At 37.4% G+C, this 22,740-nt stretch carries 28 protein-coding genes; 19 read left to right on the plus strand and 9 right to left on the minus strand.

Annotated features, from left to right (window positions below; genetic code table 11):
- Nucleotides 1–246: 246 nt before the first annotated feature.
- Entirely contained in the window at nucleotides 247–759 is a 513-nt protein-coding gene (locus tag TASI_RS00625; RefSeq protein ID WP_014110815.1) for a hypothetical protein, read from the plus strand.
- Here TASI_RS00625 and TASI_RS07960 read toward each other — a convergent pair.
- On the minus strand, nucleotides 756–977 hold the full coding sequence (locus tag TASI_RS07960; protein ID WP_228359746.1) for a hypothetical protein: 222 nt from the start codon (nucleotides 975–977) through the stop codon (nucleotides 756–758). The two genes, TASI_RS00625 and TASI_RS07960, sit on opposite strands and share 4 nt — an antisense overlap.
- Nucleotides 978–1,080: 103 nt before the next feature.
- Here TASI_RS07960 and TASI_RS08035 point away from each other — a divergent pair, with 103 nt between their 5' ends.
- Nucleotides 1,081–1,203 (plus strand): hypothetical protein, encoded by a 123-nt coding sequence (locus TASI_RS08035; protein ID WP_266105240.1) that lies wholly within the window; start codon nucleotides 1,081–1,083, stop codon nucleotides 1,201–1,203.
- 112 nt (nucleotides 1,204–1,315) lie between these two features.
- On the opposite strand, the gene TASI_RS00635 is transcribed toward TASI_RS08035, so the two are convergent.
- Entirely contained in the window at nucleotides 1,316–1,819 is a 504-nt protein-coding gene (locus TASI_RS00635) for a DUF2778 domain-containing protein (RefSeq protein WP_014110817.1), read from the minus strand.
- A gap of 1,370 nt (nucleotides 1,820–3,189) precedes the next feature.
- On the opposite strand from TASI_RS00635, the gene TASI_RS00640 reads away from it, so the two are divergent.
- From TASI_RS00640 to TASI_RS00660, 5 genes are read left to right on the plus strand one after another with little or no spacing between them, the layout of a single operon-like run.
- Nucleotides 3,190–3,693 carry a T6SS effector amidase Tae4 family protein gene (locus TASI_RS00640; protein WP_049885991.1) on the plus strand — a complete coding sequence of 168 codons (504 nt, stop codon included), beginning with the start codon at nucleotides 3,190–3,192 and terminating at the stop codon, nucleotides 3,691–3,693.
- Nucleotides 3,675–4,325 carry a hypothetical protein gene (locus tag TASI_RS00645; RefSeq protein ID WP_014110819.1) on the plus strand — a complete coding sequence of 217 codons (651 nt, stop codon included), beginning with the start codon at nucleotides 3,675–3,677 and terminating at the stop codon, nucleotides 4,323–4,325. Before TASI_RS00640 ends, TASI_RS00645 begins: the two co-directional genes overlap by 19 nt.
- Entirely contained in the window at nucleotides 4,322–4,960 is a 639-nt protein-coding gene (locus tag TASI_RS00650) for a hypothetical protein (RefSeq protein ID WP_014110820.1), read from the plus strand. Before TASI_RS00645 ends, TASI_RS00650 begins: the two co-directional genes overlap by 4 nt.
- The gene (locus TASI_RS00655) at nucleotides 4,953–5,627 is read left to right on the plus strand and encodes a hypothetical protein (RefSeq protein ID WP_014110821.1); all 675 of its coding nucleotides are present in this window, start codon (nucleotides 4,953–4,955) and stop codon (nucleotides 5,625–5,627) included. The genes TASI_RS00650 and TASI_RS00655 overlap by 8 nt, the downstream gene beginning before the upstream one ends.
- 1 nt (nucleotide 5,628) lies before the next feature.
- Nucleotides 5,629–6,264, plus strand: coding sequence for a hypothetical protein (locus TASI_RS00660; RefSeq protein WP_014110822.1), 636 nt, complete (start codon nucleotides 5,629–5,631; stop codon nucleotides 6,262–6,264).
- Nucleotides 6,265–6,829: 565 nt separating this feature from the next.
- On the opposite strand, the gene TASI_RS00665 is transcribed toward TASI_RS00660, so the two are convergent.
- Both TASI_RS00665 and TASI_RS00670 read right to left on the minus strand, forming a co-directional pair.
- Nucleotides 6,830–7,393, minus strand: coding sequence for a hypothetical protein (locus tag TASI_RS00665; protein WP_014110824.1), 564 nt, complete (start codon nucleotides 7,391–7,393; stop codon nucleotides 6,830–6,832).
- Complete coding sequence (locus tag TASI_RS00670; protein WP_014110825.1) at nucleotides 7,386–8,561, minus strand: OLD family protein; 1,176 nt, start codon at nucleotides 8,559–8,561, stop codon at nucleotides 7,386–7,388. Before TASI_RS00670 ends, TASI_RS00665 begins: the two co-directional genes overlap by 8 nt.
- A 150-nt stretch (nucleotides 8,562–8,711) precedes the next feature.
- Here TASI_RS00670 and TASI_RS00675 point away from each other — a divergent pair, with 150 nt between their 5' ends.
- A complete protein-coding gene (locus TASI_RS00675) occupies nucleotides 8,712–9,248 on the plus strand; it encodes a hypothetical protein (protein WP_014110826.1) in 537 nt (178 codons plus the stop codon).
- A gap of 24 nt (nucleotides 9,249–9,272) precedes the next feature.
- A complete protein-coding gene (locus tag TASI_RS00680) occupies nucleotides 9,273–9,821 on the plus strand; it encodes a hypothetical protein (RefSeq protein ID WP_014110827.1) in 549 nt (182 codons plus the stop codon).
- Between the two features lie 60 nt (nucleotides 9,822–9,881).
- Here TASI_RS00680 and secB read toward each other — a convergent pair whose 3' ends face one another.
- The 4 genes from secB to TASI_RS00700 all read right to left on the minus strand — a co-directional run bounded on the left by secB (nucleotide 9,882) and on the right by TASI_RS00700 (nucleotide 12,421).
- The gene (gene secB / locus TASI_RS00685) at nucleotides 9,882–10,538 is read right to left on the minus strand and encodes a protein-export chaperone SecB (protein ID WP_014110828.1); all 657 of its coding nucleotides are present in this window, start codon (nucleotides 10,536–10,538) and stop codon (nucleotides 9,882–9,884) included.
- A gap of 64 nt (nucleotides 10,539–10,602) precedes the next feature.
- On the minus strand, nucleotides 10,603–11,610 hold the full coding sequence (locus TASI_RS00690; protein WP_014110829.1) for an NAD(P)H-dependent glycerol-3-phosphate dehydrogenase: 1,008 nt from the start codon (nucleotides 11,608–11,610) through the stop codon (nucleotides 10,603–10,605).
- Nucleotides 11,611–11,618: 8 nt separating this feature from the next.
- Nucleotides 11,619–12,002 carry a glutaredoxin 3 gene (grxC, locus tag TASI_RS08105; protein ID WP_014110830.1) on the minus strand — a complete coding sequence of 128 codons (384 nt, stop codon included), beginning with the start codon at nucleotides 12,000–12,002 and terminating at the stop codon, nucleotides 11,619–11,621.
- 2 nt (nucleotides 12,003–12,004) lie between these two features.
- Entirely contained in the window at nucleotides 12,005–12,421 is a 417-nt protein-coding gene (locus TASI_RS00700; RefSeq protein ID WP_014110831.1) for a rhodanese-like domain-containing protein, read from the minus strand.
- Between the two features lie 92 nt (nucleotides 12,422–12,513).
- Here TASI_RS00700 and gpmA point away from each other — a divergent pair, with 92 nt between their 5' ends.
- Genes gpmA through TASI_RS00725 form a run of 5 tightly spaced genes read left to right on the plus strand, consistent with a single transcriptional unit; the run spans nucleotide 12,514 to nucleotide 18,138 of the window.
- Nucleotides 12,514–13,260 carry a 2,3-diphosphoglycerate-dependent phosphoglycerate mutase gene (gpmA, locus tag TASI_RS00705; RefSeq protein WP_044977875.1) on the plus strand — a complete coding sequence of 249 codons (747 nt, stop codon included), beginning with the start codon at nucleotides 12,514–12,516 and terminating at the stop codon, nucleotides 13,258–13,260.
- A complete protein-coding gene (locus TASI_RS00710) occupies nucleotides 13,260–14,852 on the plus strand; it encodes a murein hydrolase activator EnvC family protein (RefSeq protein WP_014110833.1) in 1,593 nt (530 codons plus the stop codon). The genes gpmA and TASI_RS00710 overlap by 1 nt, the downstream gene beginning before the upstream one ends.
- Nucleotide 14,853: 1 nt before the next feature.
- On the plus strand, nucleotides 14,854–16,437 hold the full coding sequence (locus TASI_RS00715) for a S41 family peptidase (protein WP_014110834.1): 1,584 nt from the start codon (nucleotides 14,854–14,856) through the stop codon (nucleotides 16,435–16,437).
- Nucleotides 16,438–16,444: 7 nt separating this feature from the next.
- Nucleotides 16,445–17,167, plus strand: coding sequence for a HesA/MoeB/ThiF family protein (locus tag TASI_RS00720; RefSeq protein WP_044978209.1), 723 nt, complete (start codon nucleotides 16,445–16,447; stop codon nucleotides 17,165–17,167).
- Nucleotides 17,167–18,138, plus strand: coding sequence for a TRAP transporter substrate-binding protein (locus TASI_RS00725; RefSeq protein WP_044977877.1), 972 nt, complete (start codon nucleotides 17,167–17,169; stop codon nucleotides 18,136–18,138). The genes TASI_RS00720 and TASI_RS00725 overlap by 1 nt, the downstream gene beginning before the upstream one ends.
- Here TASI_RS00725 and TASI_RS00730 read toward each other — a convergent pair.
- A complete protein-coding gene (locus TASI_RS00730) occupies nucleotides 18,094–19,896 on the minus strand; it encodes a M61 family metallopeptidase (RefSeq protein ID WP_044978211.1) in 1,803 nt (600 codons plus the stop codon). The two genes, TASI_RS00725 and TASI_RS00730, sit on opposite strands and share 45 nt — an antisense overlap.
- Before the next feature lie 102 nt (nucleotides 19,897–19,998).
- Between TASI_RS00730 and TASI_RS00735 the strand changes: the two genes are divergently transcribed.
- The 5 genes from TASI_RS00735 (at nucleotide 19,999) to TASI_RS00755 (ending at nucleotide 22,733) form a co-directional block, all read left to right on the plus strand.
- Nucleotides 19,999–20,409, plus strand: coding sequence for an ATP synthase subunit I (locus tag TASI_RS00735; RefSeq protein ID WP_014110838.1), 411 nt, complete (start codon nucleotides 19,999–20,001; stop codon nucleotides 20,407–20,409).
- Between the two features lie 33 nt (nucleotides 20,410–20,442).
- Nucleotides 20,443–21,327, plus strand: a complete 885-nt coding sequence (atpB, locus tag TASI_RS00740; RefSeq protein WP_014110839.1) for a F0F1 ATP synthase subunit A — start codon at nucleotides 20,443–20,445, stop codon at nucleotides 21,325–21,327.
- Nucleotides 21,328–21,378: 51 nt separating this feature from the next.
- Nucleotides 21,379–21,621, plus strand: coding sequence for a F0F1 ATP synthase subunit C (gene atpE / locus TASI_RS00745; RefSeq protein WP_014110840.1), 243 nt, complete (start codon nucleotides 21,379–21,381; stop codon nucleotides 21,619–21,621).
- An 87-nt stretch (nucleotides 21,622–21,708) separates the two neighbouring features.
- Complete coding sequence (locus TASI_RS00750) at nucleotides 21,709–22,179, plus strand: F0F1 ATP synthase subunit B (protein WP_028884483.1); 471 nt, start codon at nucleotides 21,709–21,711, stop codon at nucleotides 22,177–22,179.
- 11 nt (nucleotides 22,180–22,190) lie between these two features.
- Nucleotides 22,191–22,733 (plus strand): F0F1 ATP synthase subunit delta, encoded by a 543-nt coding sequence (locus TASI_RS00755; protein WP_014110842.1) that lies wholly within the window; start codon nucleotides 22,191–22,193, stop codon nucleotides 22,731–22,733.
- Nucleotides 22,734–22,740 lie beyond the last annotated feature (7 nt).

Raw genomic sequence — 22,740 nt, forward strand, 5'->3', positions numbered from 1 at the left:
ATACAACTTTTTATAAAAGGCAAATGAGAACACTTACTTATTTTTTTTGATAGCATTAAATTAATGAGGTTGCTTAAAAGCTATAATTTATTGAATTTACTAGTGAATAAAACACTTATGCCTAGATTAGTATTCAGATTCCTTCAATTATCACTTCTGTTCTTTGTGATAAATATAGGCTTTATTTAACAAGGGGTAAGCAAAAGTAGCGAGCCATTGAGATAATCTGAGCATAGTAGAATTGTTTTGCCAATAGATATTAAAGACGATGATTGGAATTACTATGCACGTTATATTACGTTTAAATTATCTTCAGAAAGTCTTTTCCCAATGAATTTGACTGCCGATCAAATCAACGCTGATAATAGTATGCGATTTGGTTTTAATTTAAGCTTATCTTGTCCAGATGCATATGCTAATAATTTAATGTTTGAGTTGGTCTCGCCTGAAATTTTTGGCGAATTTAAAGAAATGCAACGAGATAAAAAAATCGATTCTAAATTTGAACAAAATGGGAATAAATGTTTAGTTAAATCTAACTTGCCAATAGTACAGGAATCATTCCCAGAGCTAATAAGAACATTTTTAAAACAACATATACTTTCTTTTGTTGATCTTAAATTTTCTAAAGTTAATTTTGAGGTGAACGAATATACATTCACTTTTAATGGCCGATGTGAAGATGTATTAGTAGATTATTATTATCAAAAATTATTTCCGTTGGAGTATTTTAAGGAAAAGAGTAAGACAAAAAATTAGAATTTATATCTTAATCTCGGGCTTACATATTTAAAATAAATTATGTCGTATATTTTTGAAAGCACGTACAGAATTATTACAGCCAGAGAAATAAGAAATGCTATATGAAAATATTCGTAAGCCCAAAAATCTTCGGCAGATTGAATATCGAATTTCATCATTACATGAAAAATAGTGAATGCATATTGTAATTCTTCATCGTTAAAGATGTTTATCATTAAATACACGTTAAGCGTCCACACTATAAGGCTTAATGAAATTAATAACAAAAAAAATTGTATTATCTGATCAACTATTTTGTGTATATTTGAAAGAACATTAATGGCATCGTATTTGATGAAATTAACAATTGAAGTGATTAGCATTGCAGATGCTAAGGATGAGATAGGAATAAAAATAAGACAGAACTTAATTATTACATCTAGTGCAAATTCGCCATTATAAGGTTCAGGGTCATAGTCGAAGAACTTTATCAATTCTTCTTCATTCAATTCAAATACAAAATAATAAATGGCTATGAAAGTATAAATAACCAATAAAAGTTTAAAGGTTTTAGCTAACATACGCTGTTAATAGAATCTAGAGCTCTAACAAGAATGATTCCGTATGTTCTGATGCTTGTACTTGGAATGTTCATCGGCTCTTGGTTTAAAAGCTTAGCCCTTAAAAAATCAAATTGACTTTTATATGTAAGGGTTATACAACCTAATGATACACCACTTCCAACCTTGGGATGGAGTCTAAAAAGGCTTCTTTCATTTGAATTATAAGTCGTAAAGTCGTCAATTTTATTATCAACTCTAAATAGAGCAAACCAGTCATCTTTCAGCGTTGGTTTGGGATTAATACCGAAATACTTAAGAGTTTCCTTGTAATGTCCCAAAGGTCTATCAACAATCCAATAACTACCTGGAGGAATAGGAGCGTAGGTTATGTGAGCACACTCCAATCTATTGGTATAGGGATCCATTCCAGTAAAAGCGTCAAATGTACCAATACCAGGACAAATCAACTTAGCTGATTTCTTGGAGTTATTAATTTCAAATCGACAAATTAGCATGAGATTAATATGATAACTGGGAGTATTTACTAACTGCTATGATAATGAATCTTAATTTAATTATTATTTCAATGGTAATTTCAGATTGACTATTGCAATTATATATTTGAAATTTTAAATCGTGTAAGGCGGAAAACGTAGTCCAGGGGCGAATGATATTGCAAAGAAGCAAATGAAAAATGTCAAAAGCAGTTCAGGTATGTCTGCTAGCTAATGTTTTAAATCTTTATGAGACAGATAAATTTTAGTATTTCGGAAAATTAAAATAATTGAATTGTTAATATAAAAAATTTATTTTTTAAATTCATTGAATAATTTTTCGTAACATTCGCAAAATCACATTTGCTAATACCTTTATACGAGGCTTTGGATAAAGCGGTAATGCATGTGCTAGTAGGATTAGTTTTGCTTAGAATAAGTCGGGTTTATAAATTGATTCCATAATAATTAAGAAACTGAAAATAAAAACTTTAATGGCTAAAGTTGGAACGCTCATTAACTTTAGAATGAGTGAACTTAAGAAATACCTTACACATATCATAGGAGCTCCAAGCTTATAAAACATTAAAACCCCATTTGATGGTTAGTTAAAATTGAAAAGTGAGATATTTTTTTGACATCCCATTTGGTAAAGATACAGCCCTATTCACTCTATAGAATGGGACAAATTATAAATAACCTACCTTCGAGGATTACTTTACATATCTCAAAGGGTCAAATCCAAAAAATAAAACTCAAAGAAGTTTATTTTGGGGGATAGTATGAGATTTATTAAATTTAAGTATTTTTATTCTATCCGTTTTAGGTTCAATCTCTTAATCAGCATTGAAAGAAAACAAAGGAATATGGCATAATTTGAGAAGTTTTACTTTTTCAAGTTGTTTTGCTGGACAAGACAACAAAATCTTGTCTCTAGAAGGGATTATATGGGCCAAAATATATGAAGGCAACTTAGAATTTGACCCTGATAATGTTATTTCCTATAAATGAATTAATTTATTAATCGCTAAAGGAGCCAATTACGTATTACATTGGCTTTTATAAACCTAGTGAAGATCATACTTAAACATTACTAGTAGTTACTTGTTTTGAATATGTGAATAACCCATCTAAGATGAATTTATAAGAAATAAATACAAAAGAATTTTGAAATCTCGATAGGATATATTAAGTTTTTATGAAATTCATTTGCTCCTTGAATTTATTTCAAACAAAATATTATTCTGAACAATGGGAAAATATGGCTAAATACAGGATGTTATACACTTATTGTATAAGAGTGGGATATATTATATTGCGATTAACACATTGGTTTAACTTATTTGGTCGAAAATGCAAATTAATCACCTTTTTTAAATTTAGAAACCGTTATGAGCCGACCACAATACATTGATCTAACTAAACATTATCCTCAAAGAAGTTTATATAAAGATTATATTACGTTGCATAAACATTTGGGGGGTACTGCAGCACTAAATTTAGGGAAAGAGTTCATTAATACTTGTGCTACACGTATAAGTGTCGCCCTTAATGGTGCAGGTCATACAATTGACTCCTATTATTTAAAGAAAATTGGTTTTCAATATTTTTCAGACAAAAATAAAAACCCGATAATCTATAGATTAGATGTATTAGTTAAATATTTGACTTATAAGTGGGGTAAACCAGAAATTTCTAAAAAAAATACTATTGAAGATTTTGGTAGAAATAAGGGAATAATGTATTTTAATATAGCTTTTAAAGATGCTTCAGGGCATATAACACTTTTTAATGGATCTGGAACTAATTTTGGAAAATTCCCTGATATGGTCCATGACGATTATTTTGGTCATAAGGCTTTGAATTACGTGAGTTTATGGATATTAAAAGATTAGTACCAAAATTAGTGATATTTTTTTACTTTGTTGCCTTTATGGCTCTAAAAGCCGATGCTAAGGCACCTGAAGCGGATTATCCTAAGGAAATATTTTTTGCTACGTGTTTAGCTTCACAAAATTTAGACGTTTTTAGAGAGCAAGGTAAGATGTGGTTAGAAGAATTGCGTAAAAATGATCAAAACAATTCTAAAAATTTTGATCATCTTTTTGAAAATTCAGTTCAAATAATATCTTCATTGCCAATTCCATATTTTTCCGTAACAAAAAACAGATATCAGGAACCCGATCGCTTTTACACAAACCCACTTTTCGTCTGCCATAGATATGTGGATTTGTTTGCGAATGAAAGGCCTAAGAATTTTTCAATGTATGAACTTTTGTTTAAGGGTATAGAAACGTTTTACGAAAAAAACATTATTTTTGTAAATTGTATGAGTGAATTAACTAATAATTCTTTTGGTGGTTTAGATTTTATAGATGGTACAGAAGCCGAAATCAAGTTAAGTAGAGAGTTCAAGGATGCATTGCCACTTATACAAGATTTAATCAAAAAAGATAACTCTGATATGAAATCGGTACCTGCGAAATACTGCTACCATTTTCAGCAAAGGCATAGTAGACAAAGATGAAATTCATAAATTATTTTTTGGTGTGCTTTAGTCTATGTTGGGTCACAGTAACAAATGCAAAATACTTTATAGACAATATAGAGCAGGTTGAGGAGGAAATGGCCTTTGCAATTTGCCTTGAAAATCAACCCCATCCATATCTAGCAAACCAGGGCAATGAATGGCGTAAAAAACTAATTTCCAGAACGGCTGGACTGCTCGATTCTTCTGAGTTTTATGATTTTAAAATTCTTTATTTTCTATGGAATTTTCCTCAGCTTTTTGATGAGGATAGAATTAGTAAAAAATATTTTTCAAATGGACTTTTCTTTTGTAAGCGTGCTGTTGAGCAAAGAAAATATTTTGAAAAGTATGAAAACGATTCTCTAAAAAGTTTTTTACAAATTCAAAAAAAGGAAATGATTGAAGGTCTTTCATTCGAGTTTTGTTTGCAGACATATTCAAACGAATATTTGTCAAACCTATCACACTCCTATCAAGACAGAAATATTCAATTTGACAGCGAATTTGTAAATAAGATTAAAAACATTTCAATCCTTCAAAATACTGAATCCGAATCGCCCATTATGACGTGCTATCAAAAAACTAAGGGTAGTCAATTGCAGTCATTCATTAAGGAGTATCTCAGTGAATAAGTATTTCTTTTTATTGATTTACCTGTTTTCTAACAGTGCTTTTGCAAGTGATTTAAACGTAAAAGAAGCTGCATTGATTTCATGTTTTTCGTTACAGCAACATCCACTTTTAGTGCAAAACGCCCTAGAGTGGGAGCAGGAATATAAAACAAATGATTGGTTTGATGAAAGCCAATACACAAAAATTTTTAAATCTGTTTTAGAAATTGAAAAATCTCATCCAATGCATTTTCGCGAAAATACACAGAGTAACTGTGTTTCATGTTCTCAGAGTAGTCATATTGCTGAACCCATATATCACTGTTCTCTTGTATCCAATACTTTATCTAGAAATACCCCGCCTCAAGAATATAAAAATATTAAATTTTCACCACTCACCAAAAAAGAAGCTATTGAAAACTTAATTGTAGAAAAATGTATTTCTCAGTCAGGTGATAATTTTTTTATCAGTCAGTCAAATAGTACATCTACTCGTATGTCAAATGATTTATCTGTATTGGATGAACATTTAGATTTTATAAATAATACTTTATTGCCTAAAGTGAAAGACTTTGCCAGTGAAAATTTTAGAAATTATCATGATCTAAATGGTGTGCTTAAGTTTTGCTTCAAGTTGTCTGAAAAGCCTGAAATACACTCGATATTAAAAAATAATTTTGAGGATTGATATGAACTTACTCTATAGTCAGATAACACTTTTTATAAGTAGTTTAATATTAATATCTCATCCATCATACTCAATTGAAATTGTTGACAAACTAGAGGAAGAAATTGCATTTTTTTCTTGTCTTCAGATGCAGGATGACGATATTTACAAATCAATGGGGAATTCTTGGAAGAAGGATTTTCTAAAGGAAAATCCAGTACATGATATCAATAGACGCAATGTAGGTAAGGCTGTAAAGTCTCTTGTTTCATCATTGCCACTAAAAGAATATATGTACTTGAAGCCAGAGTCAGATGGCGTGCCTAAGATTAATCATAATGTATTTTATTTATGTAAGCGAGTGTCTTATAACTTAAATATAATGTCGCCCCCAATATCATTGGATTATAAAAATTGGAAAATTGAGGAGTTTCCGATTATTAGCGATGAAGAAATGGGAGAAATTATAGCTTTCGAGGGATGTATGGCTAATCTGGGACATGCGTCGTTTATTAAAATGTCCAAACCCAAAATTTACACTGAACAAATTAAAAAGCTAGGCGACGAATTAAAAAAATTTGACTTAAAAGATAGCGACATGGCTGTTCGTGAATGTTTTAATTTCTCGAAAAATGTAAACGTTAAATCAATACGTTAAATCTTTATTCACAAAGAAGGAATAACCAGCCCCTAAAAGAATTATAAATAGCTAAAGAAATTGCCCTTGTCGTTCCACTCACGCCCGCTGAGCTTGAAGACCCTAGCCGTTGACTAAATTCGCTACCTGCCTCCAAACCTAAAAATCTAGTTACATTAAGGTTTGCATATTTTTGTTAAAATTACCGATTTTTTCATTACAAGTTGTATATGCAATACATAATTCAAACACTCTACGCCGCAATTTATTATTTCTTCATATCTCCTTGGATTTATGTACCCGCAGTAGTGGTAGTGGTCGGGGGCATTGCCACATTAATAAATCGAAAAAATCAAACGAATCGGTATGGGTAGGCGAAGAAGATTCTCATAACACAAAAAAGATACCTTTGTTTTGGAGGCTTGTTTTCCTTGCTGGGGTGGCAATACCTTCGTATCTCACCATGCATTTAGTCCAACTATCCAGAGGTCGTAGCTATCCCTGAATAGTCAATGACTCCTAAGCCATAACCCCTCGAAACATGGCTTAGGGGCACACTAAAATATAAATAATATTTTTAGATTCTTTACTTAAACCAAATATCTTTTGGGCTAATACTGACCTTACTATTGTCTTTAAATTTTTTTAGAAAAGATATTATTTTTTCTGGTAGTAAGTTATTTGAAATCCAAATACTCTTATTATCGAAACCTTTTCGTTCTAATTTTTTTAGGAGGTTTTGATCTTTAATAAAGTTTGACTTAAATTCTTTGGAGCCTTGAGAAGAAAATAATTTGTATAGGTCGTTTTTGTTTTTTAACAAAGAGCATGACTTTAACAATTCATCTTCCAAATTGTTAGCCTGACCTAATAAATAAACCTTACTAGCCTCTCTTATTATTAAATTGCAGTTTGATTCAAAATAATCCAAATTGGTTTGATCATCTGTATCGAATATTAGGTAAACTATATTATCTTGACTTCTAGAAAATCGCCTGGTTTGTGTTGAAATCTTATTTTTATTAAACCAACAGCTAAGAATATTTATTCGTCCTGATTGTAAATAATCGTTTTGAATTAATGAATCAACCAAGTGTTTCTCAGTTTCACCCTCAACAAAATACCAATAGACATAGTTCTTTCTAGACATCTAATAAATCTTCCAGCTTAGAAGTATCTGGAATGGTACCAAATACATTGTTACGTAAGTAACCAATTAAACTGCGGTCATTTTTCTTTATCTTGTCTTCAGCTTGAACAACACTTGTGTGTTCTTGAGGTTTGTTCATAAATATATATGAATGTACTGGCAAGTTTAAATCAAGAACATCATAATTGTGAGTTGTATAAAATAACTGGGAGTGTCTAGGTAAATTTTGTATGATTAGGCTAATCATTTCTTGTTCTATTTCAGTGTGCACATAAGCCATAGCCTCATCCACATAAAATATAGAACTTATATCATTATCCCTAAATTGAACCATTACATCGAAGAGTCTGGCTATAGCTAAACCGTTAAAAGTGCCATTGGATAATCGATCTTTGTTTGTTATATCACCATAGGTATCAAGAACCAATTTATCTTTGTTTTTGAAATTGATGGTAAAGCTCTGTAAATTGTGTTCATCATCTTTATTTTCAGATATATTCTCTATCGATGGGTCAAAGGTTTTTAGTACTGCTTCTAGTATTAGATTATTTTTTAATTGAGGCAATTGAGCTAAATCCTTTTGAATATTGGATTCAATTTGATAGAACCATCCAAAACAAGGGTTAGTTAAACCTTGAGAGATTAAAGAGAAAAATTCAAAAGAAAAAATGTTTTCCTTAAATTCATAATAATTTTTGCTCTTCTTACTGTCTGAAATTAGATTAACCCGTTTCCTAGCTGAATAAACAGTATCTTTTAACCTTAGACGTGTGAAGTAGTAGGTGGCATTTATATGTGGAACATTTTCCAATTTAGACGGATGCCAAACTAGTTTCAGACGATTGAGTTTCTTATATTTATCGTTAGGGAAAACATATTCAATTTCTATTTCTGCTTCCGAGGACTTATCATAGATAAATTTTTCTATTGATGGAATACGAGAAAGGCAAACAAGAGCTTGTAAAGCATACAAAAGTTTACCTAAGGAACTTTTCCCGCTTGAATTAGAGCCCGAGATTATACAGACCTTTTTAAATCTGAAGTTATTGAATTCTTCAAGAAATTCATCTGGAATAGTACTATGTTTAGATTTTCGCTTAATGCTTAAATCAATAAATATATCTTTAAAGGAGAAAAAATTCTTAATTTTTATTCCAGTAATTATCATGATAAGTTCCAAATTCTGGAAGTTAATTGAACTTTAATATAACATGTCCAGAATTATATTTCAAAATCTTTGACTAAAAATTTCACCCTAAATATTCTCGTAACAGTTCCCTAGCTACAATACCTTAATTTCCCCCTCAAACTTCTTCTGATGAATACTCCAGCAGCCACATTAAACGAAATTAGCCCTAGATCTGGAATTAAGGGTGGTTTACTTATCTTTTTTGTCTATCAAATTTTGGATCTGGTTGGTTGGATAATCTACTATGGAATGATAAGTACAGTGCTATTTAAATTGCGCAGTTTAGTTATACAAACTTTTCAAAGTCATTCTGTAATTCCTAGTAACTATAATTTTGCACTTAATTTATTGCTTGCTACTGCTAGTTTAAATAATCTTGTGGGCTTTTATTCAATATTCTTAAAATACAAAATACTGCGTTTCACAAGGGATAAAAGCAATCCAAAATCTCCTAGAAAAATCGTTAAATTAATGTGGATTGATTATTTATGTAATCTTATGGGTTATGGGTTTTTATTAATTAGCGTGTTTTCTTTAAATGGATTCAAAACAAATAATGCCCTTGAATTCGGAACTGTCGCTGGCCTAATAGGCTTCAAAATTATGTGGACTTGGTATTTTAAAAATTCAACTAGAGTTTTTAATACATACGGGGCAAATGCCTAAGCTTATATATTTCAGGATTTAAGAATGAATACACACTCAAATCAAAATGCTTTAGCGGCAGAGACTAATAATGTTGGTTTAGTCCCTAATGTAACTCAGAGGATTAACGGTGCATTAGGCTTTTTTTACTTAACAGAATTTATTCAATTGTTATTTACCTTAACTCTTCTCTCTTCAAATGTGGCTTCTAGCTTAGTACTTTATGGGAAAATTTTTTTTGATTATCAAAGAATAGATTTATCAGTAATATTTCTTCTGTTATGTGCACTGACTGCATTCACATTAATACTCTTATGGGTAAAACTAAAATTTAAAAGTATCCGTTTACTTCGTGATGTAAATAATCCATCAGTACCTAAAGAAGTTTTAAAAAATTATTTTAAAGTGTTTTTGCTTGAAACCATATCATTTCCTATAGTGACCCTTTTAATTCCTATGTTCTCACTCAATTTCAAATTGGACAGGGGTGCAACAATAATAGCTTTAATCCTTAACGTGATATTTAAACTAGCTTGGAGGCACTATTTCAAAACCTCCATGCGTGTGCAAAACACTTATGGTGCTTTAGCTTAAATACAAATCGCAAATAAAAAAGGGGTCGTCAAGACCCCTTCATTGCATCTAATTAAAAAATTAGTTCGCTTTCTGACCCGCAGTACCAGCAGTACCCGCAGCACCAGAAGCTTGCTGAGCCGCTTGTTGCTGTTGAGCTTCTTGAATGCGAGCTTGTAGATTTTGCTCGTACAATGCTTGGAAGTTTATATCCGCAAGATTAAGCTGTGGTAAACCAGTACGAGTAACCATATCAGCTAAGTTAACGCGTAGATAGTTAAATAAGTTTGCTGGACAAACAATACCAAGTAATTGATCGATTTCTTGAACTTCAAAGCCAGATATTTCGAAAATACCAGCTTGTGTACCTTCAAGCATATAAAGTGTGTGTTGACCAATTTTCGCATGAACTGTGGCACGTACTAAAGAGTGGAAGTATTTTTCTGAAAGTGGCTCTGCACCGATATTTACAGAGATCTCATATTGAGGATTTTCTTCTGCCATAAAAATATGTGGTGCATTAGGCATCTCAAGAGAACTTTCTTTCAAATAAGTGCGTTGAAGATTAAATGATCTTTGTTGTTCTTGTGGTTGATCCTCGCCGATTTTGCGAATTGATGGCTCGCCCTTAGCTTGGCCCTCTTGAGCAGCCGCAGCCCCAGCCGCTGCTCCAGCCCCTGCCTCAGCACCGTTAGTTTGAGCATTTTCTTGATCTAAATTTTTGTTTTCTTCTGACATATCAGTCCTCAAGTTGTATTCAGTTTAATTTTAGAATTGTATTTGAAATTTATTACAAATAATATTACTCAGCTTTTGCGTCGCGCACAAGTAAGCTGCGTACCGCATCCTCTGGTTTTACGCCCTTAAATAATACATCGCACACCGCTTCTGTAATTGGCAATGCCACCGCCATCTCTCCCGCCTTCGCTAATGTTATCTGCGCACAACGCACTCCCTCAGCCGTGAGCCCCGAGCTCAGAATATCTTCCAAACTTCGCCCACGAGCGATGGCCAAACCGACCTGACGGTTTCTCGACAAATCGCCAGTCGCCGTAAGCACGAGATCACCCATTCCAGTTAGCCCATAAAACGTGCTCAACATAGCTCCCATAGCCACTCCCAGCCGCGACATCTCCGTAAGACCGCGAGTGATTAGCGCTGCCCGAGCATTATGCCCAAGCCCAAGCCCGTCACTTATCCCGCAAGCAATCGCAATAATGTTTTTCAGAGCACCGCCCACTTCCACGCCCACCATATCGCCGCTACCATAGACGCGACATGAGCCATTATGCAGCACATTCGTAACACGTTCGACAACAATATCGCTTGAAGTCGCAACGGTCAAAGCCACCGGCAGCCCTTGTATCACTTCCTTCGCAAATGATGGCCCTGACAGCACACCCACTTCCTGAAATTTACTTTGGGTGGCAATAATCTCGTGAGCTAACATCCCAGTATCGGACTCAAAACCCTTGCAAGTCCATACGATAGGCACATCTTCCGCAAGCCACTCACTCCACGCCTTAACCCCATCTCTCATCCCAGCCACTGGCAATGCAAATATGACAAACGCCTCATCTGGAGATGCCCTCAAAAAATCACGTGCCTGCTCGTAAGAACAAGTCCCCACAACCCTTTGCGGGATTTCAAATTCGCTTAGATAATTAGGATTTTTATGAGTCGCATTGATGACCTCTACTTGTGCACAGTCACGCGACCAAAGAAGAACATCGCCCTTAAGACTGGCAAGGGTAGCCAGAGCCGTCCCCCAGCTACCCGCCCCAATTACTAGAGTCTTATAAGAGCTCATAGACAGGATTAGTTCTCGGAACCTTTTCCGCCACAAGAGCCACAGCAGCCACCTTCGCCGCCTGAACAGCTACCAGATCCTTCGCCTTTTGCTTCGGACGAAGCACCCGAGCCCACATCCGCACCCGCAGATTCAGCCGCAAGCTTAGCATCAAGCCCGCCTTCAGCATTAAGCTTGATTAAATCATCGCATCCACCAATATGTTCGCCGTTAATAAAAATTTGTGGCACAGTAGTACGACCGCCCGAGCGAGAAATCATCTCAGCTTTCGCCTCTGGATTAGTTTCGATCTTAATTTTCTCTATATCGTTAACACCCTTGTCGCGTAGTAATTTTTCCGCTTTGATGCAGTAAGGACAGGTTGTTTTACAGTACATTGTGATTTGAGCCATAACTACTCCTTCGATTTTTTCTTGGATTTGATGGGAAGACCTTCATTTTTCCATCCAGTCAAGCCATCCTTTAAAGTATACACATTTTCTATATTAAGTTTTTTCAATATAGCGGCCGCCTCTAGAGCAGTACGTCCCGTATCACAAACTAGTATTAATGGTTTCTTTGGCAATGAACTCGCTTTCGCTTCCAAATTAGATTTTGGAAAATTCTTAGATTGGGCTATATGTCCTGCCTGATAGGCTTCAGGTTCGCGTATATCTATAAACTGTGCGTGGTCCGTGTTACTAAAGCGAACAGCTTCTTGAGCTGATAGTGTAGATTGACCGCTTTTACGAGAACCAATCACAAGCAATATTCCCGACACTACAGCGGCAATTAGAAACAAATAGTTATTGTTATATAAAAGAAAATCCACTTAAAAAACCTTGAATTTATTGAATAAAAATTAGCCTTAAATTATAACAAGTTAAAATAAGCATTTATTTGAGATTTCCTAACGGACAGCTTATGTATAAATTAGTTTTAATGCGTCATGGTGAGAGTCAGTGGAACCTAGAAAACCGTTTTACGGGATGGGCTGATGTAGATCTCACCGACACAGGTCGTCAGCAAGCGAAAGAAGCAGGAGCCTTACTGAAAGCTGAGGGGTTTGACTTTGACATTGCCTACACATCAGTATTAAAAAGGGCAATTCGCACACTATGGATTGCTTTAGATGAGATGGATAGGTTGCATCTGCCAGTAGTAAAGTCGTGGAGACTGAATGAGCGTCACTACGGGAATCTGCAAGGCTTGAATAAATCGGAGACAGCCCAAAAATTCGGGGACGAACAAGTCCTAATTTGGAGAAGGGCATATGCGATTGCCCCCGATCCTATTGATACAGAAGATAAGCGTCATCCTAAATTTGATGCGAGATATAAAGATTTAGATGCCTCTCAATTACCAAGCACGGAGTGTCTTAATGATACGGTCGCACGCGTAATTCCATTATGGAATGAGCAAATCTCCGAGGATATTAAGGCTGGAAAGCGTGTATTAATCACAGCCCACGGAAATAGTTTACGTGCATTGATTAAACATTTGGATCAGATAAGCGATGAGGATATCGTAACTTTAAATATTCCTACAGGCCAACCTCTAGTTTATGAGCTAGACGAGAATCTTAAGCCAATTAAACATTATTATCTTGGCGATCAGGAGGCCATTGCCGCTGCTGTGGCTGCTGTTGCTGCTCAAGGAAAGGCCAAGTAATGAGATTAGTGCGAGCTGTGTTATGTATCGGGATGGCGGGGCTGTTTGCGGGTGCATTGCCAGCTCAAACTAATTTAGATAAGCAGCAAGATAAGGTCGAAAAACAACGCAGTGCTCTACAAGAGAAAATCAAAAAACTAGAGCAAGAGATTGAGAGCAAGGAGTCGCAAAAAGACGATATCCTTGATGACCTGCGAAAATCAGAAAAATTAATCTCAGAGCACACCAAAAAACTGCAAGAAATCGAGCAAGAAATTAAGGAAACGGAAGGGATTCTCAAGCAGCTAAATCTTGAAAAGCAAGAGCAGATGCGGGCCTTAGAGAAACGTAAAGATGACTTGGCCGCTCAAGTTCAAGATCAATATAAGAGTAAGGTTTCGCCATGGGCGACACTGTTATCGGGAAACGATGCTCAGAAAATCTCACGTGATATGGGATATCTATCGTTTGTGTCTCGAGCTAAGATCCGCATGATTACTGAAATTAATCAGAATTTGGCGCGCATTGCCATAACTCACGAGAAGATTGATAAGTACTCAAAGGAGTTGGCAGCCACTAAATCCAAGGAAATGAATGTAAGGGCTGACCTTAAGAAAGAGCAAAAGGAATATAAGAAAAAACTCGTTAATGTAGAGTCAACTCTAGCAAAAAGACGTAAGGAAGCTAAATCTCTGAAAAACGATGATTTGCGATTAAGTCAAATTATCGAAGGAATTGAGACGAAAATTCAGGCTGAGCGGGAGGCATTGCGAAAAGCGGAGTTAGCTAAGCAGCAGGAAGTTTTAAGGCAAGCCTTGCAGGCCGAGGAAAATCGCAAGAAGGCACAAGCTGAGGTGCAAAAAGCTAAAGAGCTTGCATCAGAGGCTGATTCCTCGGCTAAAGAGGCAGCTATGCAAGCAGATGAAGCTTCTCGCAAAGTTGAGGAAGCTCGCAAAAAAATAGCTGAAACTTCTATTGAATCTAGTCATATAAAGACTGAGTTTTTCAATGCTTCTCCTGAGGAACGCAAAAGAATATTAGCCGAACAGTTGCGTGAAATTGAAATAGCAGAGGCGGCTGCACGTCAATTAGCGGATAATGCAGAAATTGAAGAGGCTAAGGCTAGATTGGCTAAACATAAGGCTCAGAAGGCAGAAACACTACTTAAAAAAGCCCGTGAAGATGAAAAACGTATTAGTGAAAAAAGAAATGCTTCATTGGGATCGGGGCTGCAGAAGAATTCTCCGTGGCCTATTCGTGGTGAGCTTATGGCGTATTTTGGCCAAAATAGAGCTGATACAGGAGATTCTTGGAGAGGAATTTTGATTAAGGCACAAGCAGGTGCACCAGTGAAAGCTATTGCCTCAGGACAAGTAGTATTTTCTAATTGGGTTCGTGGCTTTGGTAATTTAATAATTCTTGACCACGGTAATCACTATTTAAGCGTTTATGCATATAATCAGAGTTTGCTCAGTTCAGTTGGTCAAACCGTTAAGGTTGGTCAACAAATCGCAAAGGTTGGAGCGACTGGCGGTCAGGTTGAACCTGCACTCTATTTTGAAATTCGCAGCGGAACACAAGCTGTCGACCCTTTAATATGGCTTGCTCAATAATATGAAATTGTTTATTAAATTCTTTTTTTTAACTTTTCTAGGTGCACAAATTAATGTGTTGGCACAAGTTCCAGCACAAAAGGCCCCATCAGAAATGCTGGAGCAGGGCGATGCTACATCCGAAGAATATAAAAATACTTTCGATTATCTTCAGTATGACGCACTTGGTTCAAAAGCCACGGAGCAAGCCGAAGAAGAAGCAAATTTCAAATATGAGGAGTTGCGCAGATTTGCCTTAGTATTTGCAAATATTCGCAATCGTTATATTGAGAAAATGACTGACCGTGAGATTGTGGATGCTGCTATCAAAGGGCTTATGGATGATTTAGATCCGCATAGTGTTTATCTTGATGCAGAGGATATGGCCGACCTACAAGAAGAAACTGAAGGCGAGTTCGGTGGTCTTGGAATAGAGATGGGTATGTCTAAAGGCAAGATAAAAATAATAACACCTATCGAAGATACACCTGCGTCGAAAGCGGGATTATTGCCAGGGGATTTAATTACGGAAATAAATGGACAAGAGACAGAAAAAATGACCTTGTCCGAAATTGTAAAGACTGTTCGCGGAGAACCAGGCACAAAAGTCAATCTTGTTATAGAGCGAAAGGGAAATGAAAAACCTCTTGAATTCAATATAACTCGAGAACTAATTCATATCGATAGTATCAAGACAGATATGATTGAAGATATGCTATATATCAGGATTTCGCAATTTCAGCAAAACTCATATGAAGATTTAGCTAAGGCGATTTTAAAAATCGAGAAAGCACCTAAGGCGATTATTTTGGATGTGCGAAATAATCCTGGAGGGCTTCTTAATTCTGCTGTGTTGATTGCGAAGCTGTTCGTTGCCACTGAAAAGCCGATAGTAACTACGAAATCGCGTGATGGGGTGGTAGAGGATTATGCGAGCATGCTTGCGGAGGCATTGGCACGGGAGGATGTGGATCAGGCTAAACTCCCGACATGGCTTAAAACGGCACCTATGGTGGTTTTGATAAATGTTGGTTCTGCTTCTGCATCCGAGATTGTGGCTGGTGCGATGCAAGATTTCCAAAGGGCGAAGATTATAGGCAACCGAAGCTTCGGTAAGGGGTCTGTGCAAATCGTGTTAAATATCGATGACGAGACTGGCATGAAACTTACAACTTCTCGATATTACACTCCGAAAGGTCGTTCAATACAGGCTCTTGGGATTACTCCTGATATTCAAGTGACTGACACGGAATATGGTGATTTATTTCCGCCTGCACGCGAGTCTGATTTAGATGACCATCTTAAAAACGACAAATTGTCCGATAAAGAATCTAATAAGATTTTAGAGAAAAAGGCGGCTAACGATGAGGGAAAAGAGGCACCAAAAGAGAAAACCTCAAGCGAAAGTTCTAAAGATACTAAGATGAAATCTGATACAAAATCAGGGATAGTACCGCCTCTTAAATCCAAGTCAAAAGCTACTGATTTCAAACCTGCAAAAGGTGCAAAATCATTTAAATTTGGTTCGGCTGAGGATTTTCAACTTCAGCAGGCCATCAATTTTCTTAAAGGTAAACCCGTTATAAATGGTCCAACCAATAAATGACGAACAAATGTTGAGATATTCTCGACATTTGATGCTCGATAACTTCGGTTTTGAAGGACAAGAGAAAATAGGATGCGCACGCATTGCCATCATAGGATTGGGTGGGCTTGGATCTGCAGCATCTATGTATTTAGCGGCATCGGGTGTGGGCGAACTTGTATTAATCGACGATGATATTGTGGATCTCTCGAATCTTCAAAGGCAAATCGTGCATAACGAGAGCGAAGTGGGATTCAAAAAAGTTGTATCGGCTAAAGAGTCGCTCTCTAAGATTAATTCTGAGATAAAAATCACTCAAATCGGTAAGAAATTTTCTGACAGTCTTTTAGAGGACAAATTCGATGTAATCCTTGACTGTACCGATAATTTTAAGACGAGACAAGAGATAAATTCGTATTGCGTTAAACATGGCACTCCGCTTGTGTCTGCGGCGGCTTTGCAATGGACAGGGCATATTGCGACATTTGACTTGCGTAAAGAAAATTCTCCTTGTTATGCGTGTCTTTACGATCCGTCCGACGTGGCTCCATGTGAATCATGTGCGACGCTTGGAGTGATATCTCCTTTGCTTGGGATAATGGGAAGTTTTCAGGCTCTTGAGGCGATTAAGCTTATTGTTGGTAGCAGTGAGCAGACACTTTGCGGACAGCTGTTGAAATTCGATGCCTTCACAAGTATGTGGGAGCGGCTAAATTTAAATCGAAATCCACGATGTAGTGTGTGCAAATAATGAAAATAAGATTATTGGTGATAGGCGTGGTCATTGCCACCCTAGGAGTGTTTTATTCATTTGTTCTACCAAAAAATGCAAAGTCCGTGAAAATTGGCTATGCCCTCAACAATGAATCGCACTATGGTGTTAGTGCTGCTCGCATGCGAGATGAGCTAAAAAATAGTTTAGACTTAAAGTTATTTCCAAATAGCATTCTTGGAAGTGAGCGCGTCATGATTGAGAGCCTAAAGCTCGGAACGCTAGATATGGCCATCGTCTCGACGGGTGCATTGCAAAATTTTGTCCCGCAAGTGGGTGTATTTGATATGCCATTTTTATTTCGGGATTTGAATCACGCCCGCAATGTGCTCGATAACGATATCGGTCAGCAGATGCTAAATCAAATCAGTCATGAAGGCATTGTGGCAATGGCTTGGGGTGAGCAAGGATTTAGGCATCTCACAAACAATAAGCATCCCGTACGCGTTTTTGAAGATGCACACGGCCTCAAAATCCGCACCACACAAAATGCGATCCATATTCGTGCTTTTAAAAGCATGGGGTTTTCGCCTGCTCCTATGTCGTGGACGGAAGTGCCATCGGCCATAAGCCAAGGCGTAATCGACGGTCAGGAAAATTCAATAGCTGTGATGCTCTCTGAAAAAGTCTTTCAGTATCAAAAGCATTTATCGATGACGGACCATTTCTATGCACCCGCACTGATTCTTGTTTCTGAGCATTTTTATAAATCATTGGATGAGAATCAGAAAGCAGATTTGTTGAAAGCCGCAGCAGCTGGGGCTGAGCAGATGCGTGCATTTGTAGACAAGATGGAGTCTGATGGTCTCTCGAAATTAAAAGAAGAGGGCATGGAAGTGGTCGAAGATGTGGACAAAGAGTCATTCGCCGCCCATGCCCGCAGCGATGACCCATATTATTTCAAGCTATTTGGTGAGGATTTGATCAAAAAAATTCGGGCTACTCCCTGAGTTTTCAATCTTGATTTTGCCCGCTTCGCATCCGAGGATGACTTCGTATGTTCTAAGCCTATCCCCTCTGAAGACGCTCACTGATACTGATTCTTCGGGGGCATAGCCTTTGAGCAGGTCCTCCCACTTATCGCTTTTCGCTTTGATACCGTCTATTGCAATAAGCTCATCCTTCGCAGAGATGCCTGCTTTGGCCGCCGCCCCGTCCGCGTATACGTTTGCAAAGAAGATGCGGCCGCATTCTGTCTTTAATTTCGCATTCATGGTGGCTGCTTTTGATTTTTCCGTGCTTAGCTTTAGGCCTAACTTCTCTAACATCTCTTTTAGTGGCAATGCCTCCGCCTCATACGCCCACGCTTTTATTTCCTCGTACATACGAATGCCAGTTGCTTCCTCGATTAAATCGACGATATTGAAATCATGGCCACAGCTAGGTTTTTCGATAGATAAAATTCCACCTCGCTCATCAATATCTCGTGCGTAAAAATTCTCGCCCAATTTTTTCCAGATATGGCTTAGTACCTTCTCCAAAGAATGACCCTGAGAGCGCAAATGCAAATCGATGCATAACGCGACCAACGCACCCTTCGCATAATAGCTGACAATGCTATTGGCCGCATTCTCATCTTGTTTGTAGTACTTAGTCCACGCCTCAAATGAGCTCTGAGCCGTCGACTGCATGCGATAGCCGGCAACGCCAAACACATCACTGTATGTTTTCGATAGGATTTCGAGGTATTTTTCAGGGGTGATAAGCGAGGTCATTGCCAACAGCAAATCATCAAAATACGATGTAAACCCTTCAAATATCCACAAAGTATGAATCGGATGCATGCCATCAAGTCGCAATCGCTTATGCTCCGCTGGCACAATCCGCTTCACAAGCCACGTATGAAAATACTCATGGCTCACAAGCCCCAGAAATCGCACATATCCGTCATCAGGCTCGCCCATATTCTTAGTTGGCAATGTATTCCGCGGACATATCAAGGCCGTACTCGAACGATGCTCCAAGCCGCCATACGAATTTTCCGTAACATGCGTCAAAAACACGTAGCGCTCAGAGGTGTCCAGAAACGCCGCCCGCTTATTTTGCGGATCGAACAGCTCAATTTCGTGCTCGCAAATTTTCTTCGTATCCGCTGCAATCCTCTCTAAATCTATATTTGGCAATGCCCCCGTAAACGCCATCAAGTGCTCCGCCCCATGAGCTTTAAAAGATACGGTAAGTGGGGTGCCAATTTCAACAGGACTATCGATAAGCTCAAAATAATCCCTCGCAAGATAACGCCCACAAGAGAATTCGGGCGTTTGCGAATGTCGTTGCAAGGATGTGTATACTTTCCAATTCGCATCGAACCCTTCTATATCCAGAGTGCAGGGAGCGTATTCATATCCACGAATAGCAAAAAACAAGCTTGTGCCATTAAAGAATGCGTGCGTATCATCCACATGGGCAGCACGCACCGACAAATCATATGCATATACAAGATAGGTGATTTTTATATCTTCGTTGGGTGCAGCATTAAGTTCATATGAATGTGGGTCTATGGCAATGCCATTGAGTTTGAGATTTATTATGTGTTTTGAGAAATCTCTTATCATATAGGAGCCAGGTGTCCATTGGGGGAAATAAATTTCTAATTTATTTTCTTTTGTTTGAGCCCCTTGAATAGGGTTTTTAAAGCTCATTTCTATAGATAAAAGATGCTCGGAAAGTTTGTGGGGTTTAACCTTATATAAAACAGTAAAAGCCATAAAATTATTTTTATTAAAGCGATTTTTGTATTTTACATTTAACATAAAACTAGATATACTTATGTCAGTTTTGAGTTCGCAAAACATTAGGGATTTTATCTATTGGAAGCTTATAAACTCACGGCCGAGGAGCGTCTTAGATTAGATGCACAAGCTTCACGTGGATTAATCTGGGTTGTGATATCTCAGCTTATATTCCTCCTTGCAGTATCAGCTTTATTCGCATTGTTCGCTTCGTGGAATCATGCTTACTGGTCATGTATAGGAGGATTAGCTTATTTAATACCTTCAGCTTTTGTCGTATTGCGTATGATTTTACGCATCTACTCTGGTAGGATGGCTTCATTTGGAGGTTTATTTGTAGCTGAGGGTATTAAGGTCTTTGGGACCTTAGTGATTTTGTGGTTGGTTGTACGGTATTTCGGCAATTCTATTATGTGGTTGCCTTTATTAGTTGGCTTAATTGCAACTATGAAATCATACTTCCTTCTTATTGTTTTGAATAAATTTTAGTTCTTATATAGCCTTTTTAGCAGGAGTTTTTTGATGGCAGCAGCAGGTGCATCACCACAGCAAGCGTACATACAGCACCATCTAGGACATTTAAATAATTTTGGGCATCCCCAAGATACTATCGCTAACTTCAGCTATATAAATTACGACTCTATTTTTTGGTCCGTTCTTATGGGCCTTATCGTAATCGGCCTTTTATACATGGCTGCACGTCGCTCAACTTCTGGTGTGCCTTCTCGTTTTCAAGCGGCTGTTGAAATGGTCGTTGAGATGGTTTCTGATCAGGCTAAAAGCATTATCCCTAATGAAAACTCTCGCAAGTTTGTAGCACCATTAGCTCTTACTGTTTTCCTGTGGATTACTTTAATGAATGCTCTAGACTTAGTGCCTGTAGATTTGGCTGGTCAATTATATAACTGGCTAGGTCTTGCTGGTGATCACCATCATCCAGGTCCTTTGTATTATCACCGTATTTTACCTACTGCCGATTTAAATATCCCTTTAGCTATGTCTATGGGTGTATTGCTCCTCTCCTTATATTACGGAGCAAAAATTCACGGCATAGGTCATTTTATTGTCGGATTATTTACAGCACCTTTCCACGCAAAAGGTATCACTGCTATTTTATTAGCTCCAGCAAATTTTGCATTAAACATTATTGAGTATGCTGCTAAAACTGTGTCATTAGGCATGCGGTTATTCGGAAACATGTTTGCTGGCGAACTCGTATTCATGTTGATCGCTTTATTAGGCGGTGCATGGACTGGATTCAATGCATTGAGTATTGGATTGGGTGTTGGTCATGTTCTGGCTGGATCCGTTTGGGCAATTTTCCATATCATGATTATCTTGCTTCAAGCGTTTATCTTTATGATGCTGACTCTAGTTTATATTGGTCAAGCTCATGAGGGACACTAAGTTTATTATTTTTTAATCTGTTAAATTGGTTTATCACTACAAGGAGTTGTTATGACCACTTCAGCTTTCGTAGCACTAGCGTGTGCATTTATCATCGGTTTAGGTGCTATTGGTGCTTGCATTGGTATCGCTATCATGGGCGGTAAATACCTAGAAGCTTCTGCTCGCCAACCTGAGCTTATGAATGCACTTCAAACTAAGATGTTCCTATTAGCTGGTCTTATCGATGCTGCATTCCTAATCGGTGTTGGTATTGCTATGCTTTTTGCATTCGCAAGCCCATTCGGTGCTTAATAGCACGCTTAGTAAGTACTGACCATGAGTTGTCTTGGTCAGTTGTACGATAGATGATCTATCTAATATAGCAAAAGGAAAACGACCGTGAATTTAAATGCGACGCTCTTTTTCCAGATGATCGTATTCTTTGTATTGGCATGGTTTACAATGAAATTTGTGTGGCCACCGCTAATTAAAGCTATTGACGAACGTCGTAAAAAGATTGCAGAAGGCTTGGCTGCCGCAGATAAAGGTAAATCAGACTTAGCTCAAGCACAGGCTCGTATCACTCAAATTGAACAGTCAGCAAAAGCGGATAATCAATCTCGTTTAGCTGAAGCAGAGAAGCAATCTGCTCAAATAATTAGTGATGCACGCGAGGAAGCGGAAGCTGAACGTGCACGCATTCTTGCTCAAGCGAAGCAAGATGCAGAGTTAGAAGTTCAACGTCTAAAAGATTCGTTACGTGATGATGTTGCTTATTTAGCAGTAAAAGGTGCTGAGCAAATCTTGCGTAGAGAAGTAGACGCTGAGGCTCATTCAGATTTGTTAAATCAACTCAAAGCTGAGCTTTAATTAGGATAAGTATGGCTGAACTATCAACACTAGCTAGACCTTATGCAGAGGCGATTTATGGAACTGCACAAAATACAAATGCAGTATCTACTTGGTCTCCTATTTTGGCAGAATTGGCTCAACTAGCATCTCACGAGGATGTGTTAGCTATGCTTCATGACCCTTTGCTTTCGAAAGAACAAAGAAAAAAAGTTTTTCTTGATTTAATTTCAACTCAAGACAAGCCGAAAGAGTTAGAAGAGTTTGTTGAAGTTTTGATCATTAATAATAGGGTTGAAGCTCTACCAGAAATCGCTGAGTTATATGAAATTTTAAAAAGCAAGAATGAAGGGTCGGCAGTAGCTCAGATTATCACTGCTTTTGAAATAAGCGATTCGCAGTTGAACGAAATTTTAAGCGGTCTCGAAAGAAAGTTTGGAACTAAGCTTAAGCCAGAAGTTATTATCGACAAATCAATTATAGGTGGCATCCGCGTTGTAGTGGGTGACCAGGTTTTAGACACATCCGTGCAAGCTCAATTGGAGCGTTTGCGCGAGTCCTTGGCAGCACAATAGTGGCCAA

Origin of the sequence: Taylorella asinigenitalis MCE3 (assembly GCF_000226625.1) — a bacterium.
Lineage (GTDB): Bacteria > Pseudomonadota > Gammaproteobacteria > Burkholderiales > Burkholderiaceae_B > Taylorella > Taylorella asinigenitalis.

Coding starts and splice junctions, on each gene's coding strand:
- TASI_RS00645 (WP_014110819.1), top strand. CDS start 3,675: ATGGATATTAAAAGATTAGTACCAAAATTAGTGATATTTTTTTACTTT.
- TASI_RS08035 (WP_266105240.1), top strand. CDS start 1,081: ATGGCATCGTATTTGATGAAATTAACAATTGAAGTGATTAGCATTGCA.
- TASI_RS00725 (WP_044977877.1), top strand. CDS start 17,167: ATGAAAATAAGATTATTGGTGATAGGCGTGGTCATTGCCACCCTAGGA.
- atpE (WP_014110840.1), top strand. CDS start 21,379: ATGACCACTTCAGCTTTCGTAGCACTAGCGTGTGCATTTATCATCGGT.
- TASI_RS00680 (WP_014110827.1), top strand. CDS start 9,273: ATGAATACACACTCAAATCAAAATGCTTTAGCGGCAGAGACTAATAAT.
- TASI_RS00690 (WP_014110829.1), bottom strand. CDS start 11,610: ATGAGCTCTTATAAGACTCTAGTAATTGGGGCGGGTAGCTGGGGGACG.
- TASI_RS00635 (WP_014110817.1), bottom strand. CDS start 1,819: ATGCTAATTTGTCGATTTGAAATTAATAACTCCAAGAAATCAGCTAAG.
- TASI_RS00660 (WP_014110822.1), top strand. CDS start 5,629: ATGAACTTACTCTATAGTCAGATAACACTTTTTATAAGTAGTTTAATA.
- TASI_RS00675 (WP_014110826.1), top strand. CDS start 8,712: ATGAATACTCCAGCAGCCACATTAAACGAAATTAGCCCTAGATCTGGA.
- TASI_RS00640 (WP_049885991.1), top strand. CDS start 3,190: ATGAGCCGACCACAATACATTGATCTAACTAAACATTATCCTCAAAGA.
- TASI_RS07960 (WP_228359746.1), bottom strand. CDS start 977: ATGATAAACATCTTTAACGATGAAGAATTACAATATGCATTCACTATT.
- TASI_RS00710 (WP_014110833.1), top strand. CDS start 13,260: ATGAGATTAGTGCGAGCTGTGTTATGTATCGGGATGGCGGGGCTGTTT.
- TASI_RS00730 (WP_044978211.1), bottom strand. CDS start 19,896: ATGGCTTTTACTGTTTTATATAAGGTTAAACCCCACAAACTTTCCGAG.
- gpmA (WP_044977875.1), top strand. CDS start 12,514: ATGTATAAATTAGTTTTAATGCGTCATGGTGAGAGTCAGTGGAACCTA.
- TASI_RS00665 (WP_014110824.1), bottom strand. CDS start 7,393: ATGTCTAGAAAGAACTATGTCTATTGGTATTTTGTTGAGGGTGAAACT.
- grxC (WP_014110830.1), bottom strand. CDS start 12,002: ATGGCTCAAATCACAATGTACTGTAAAACAACCTGTCCTTACTGCATC.
- TASI_RS00650 (WP_014110820.1), top strand. CDS start 4,322: ATGAAATTCATAAATTATTTTTTGGTGTGCTTTAGTCTATGTTGGGTC.
- TASI_RS00720 (WP_044978209.1), top strand. CDS start 16,445: ATGTTGAGATATTCTCGACATTTGATGCTCGATAACTTCGGTTTTGAA.
- TASI_RS00755 (WP_014110842.1), top strand. CDS start 22,191: ATGGCTGAACTATCAACACTAGCTAGACCTTATGCAGAGGCGATTTAT.
- TASI_RS00715 (WP_014110834.1), top strand. CDS start 14,854: ATGAAATTGTTTATTAAATTCTTTTTTTTAACTTTTCTAGGTGCACAA.
- TASI_RS00670 (WP_014110825.1), bottom strand. CDS start 8,561: ATGATAATTACTGGAATAAAAATTAAGAATTTTTTCTCCTTTAAAGAT.
- atpB (WP_014110839.1), top strand. CDS start 20,443: ATGGCAGCAGCAGGTGCATCACCACAGCAAGCGTACATACAGCACCAT.
- secB (WP_014110828.1), bottom strand. CDS start 10,538: ATGTCAGAAGAAAACAAAAATTTAGATCAAGAAAATGCTCAAACTAAC.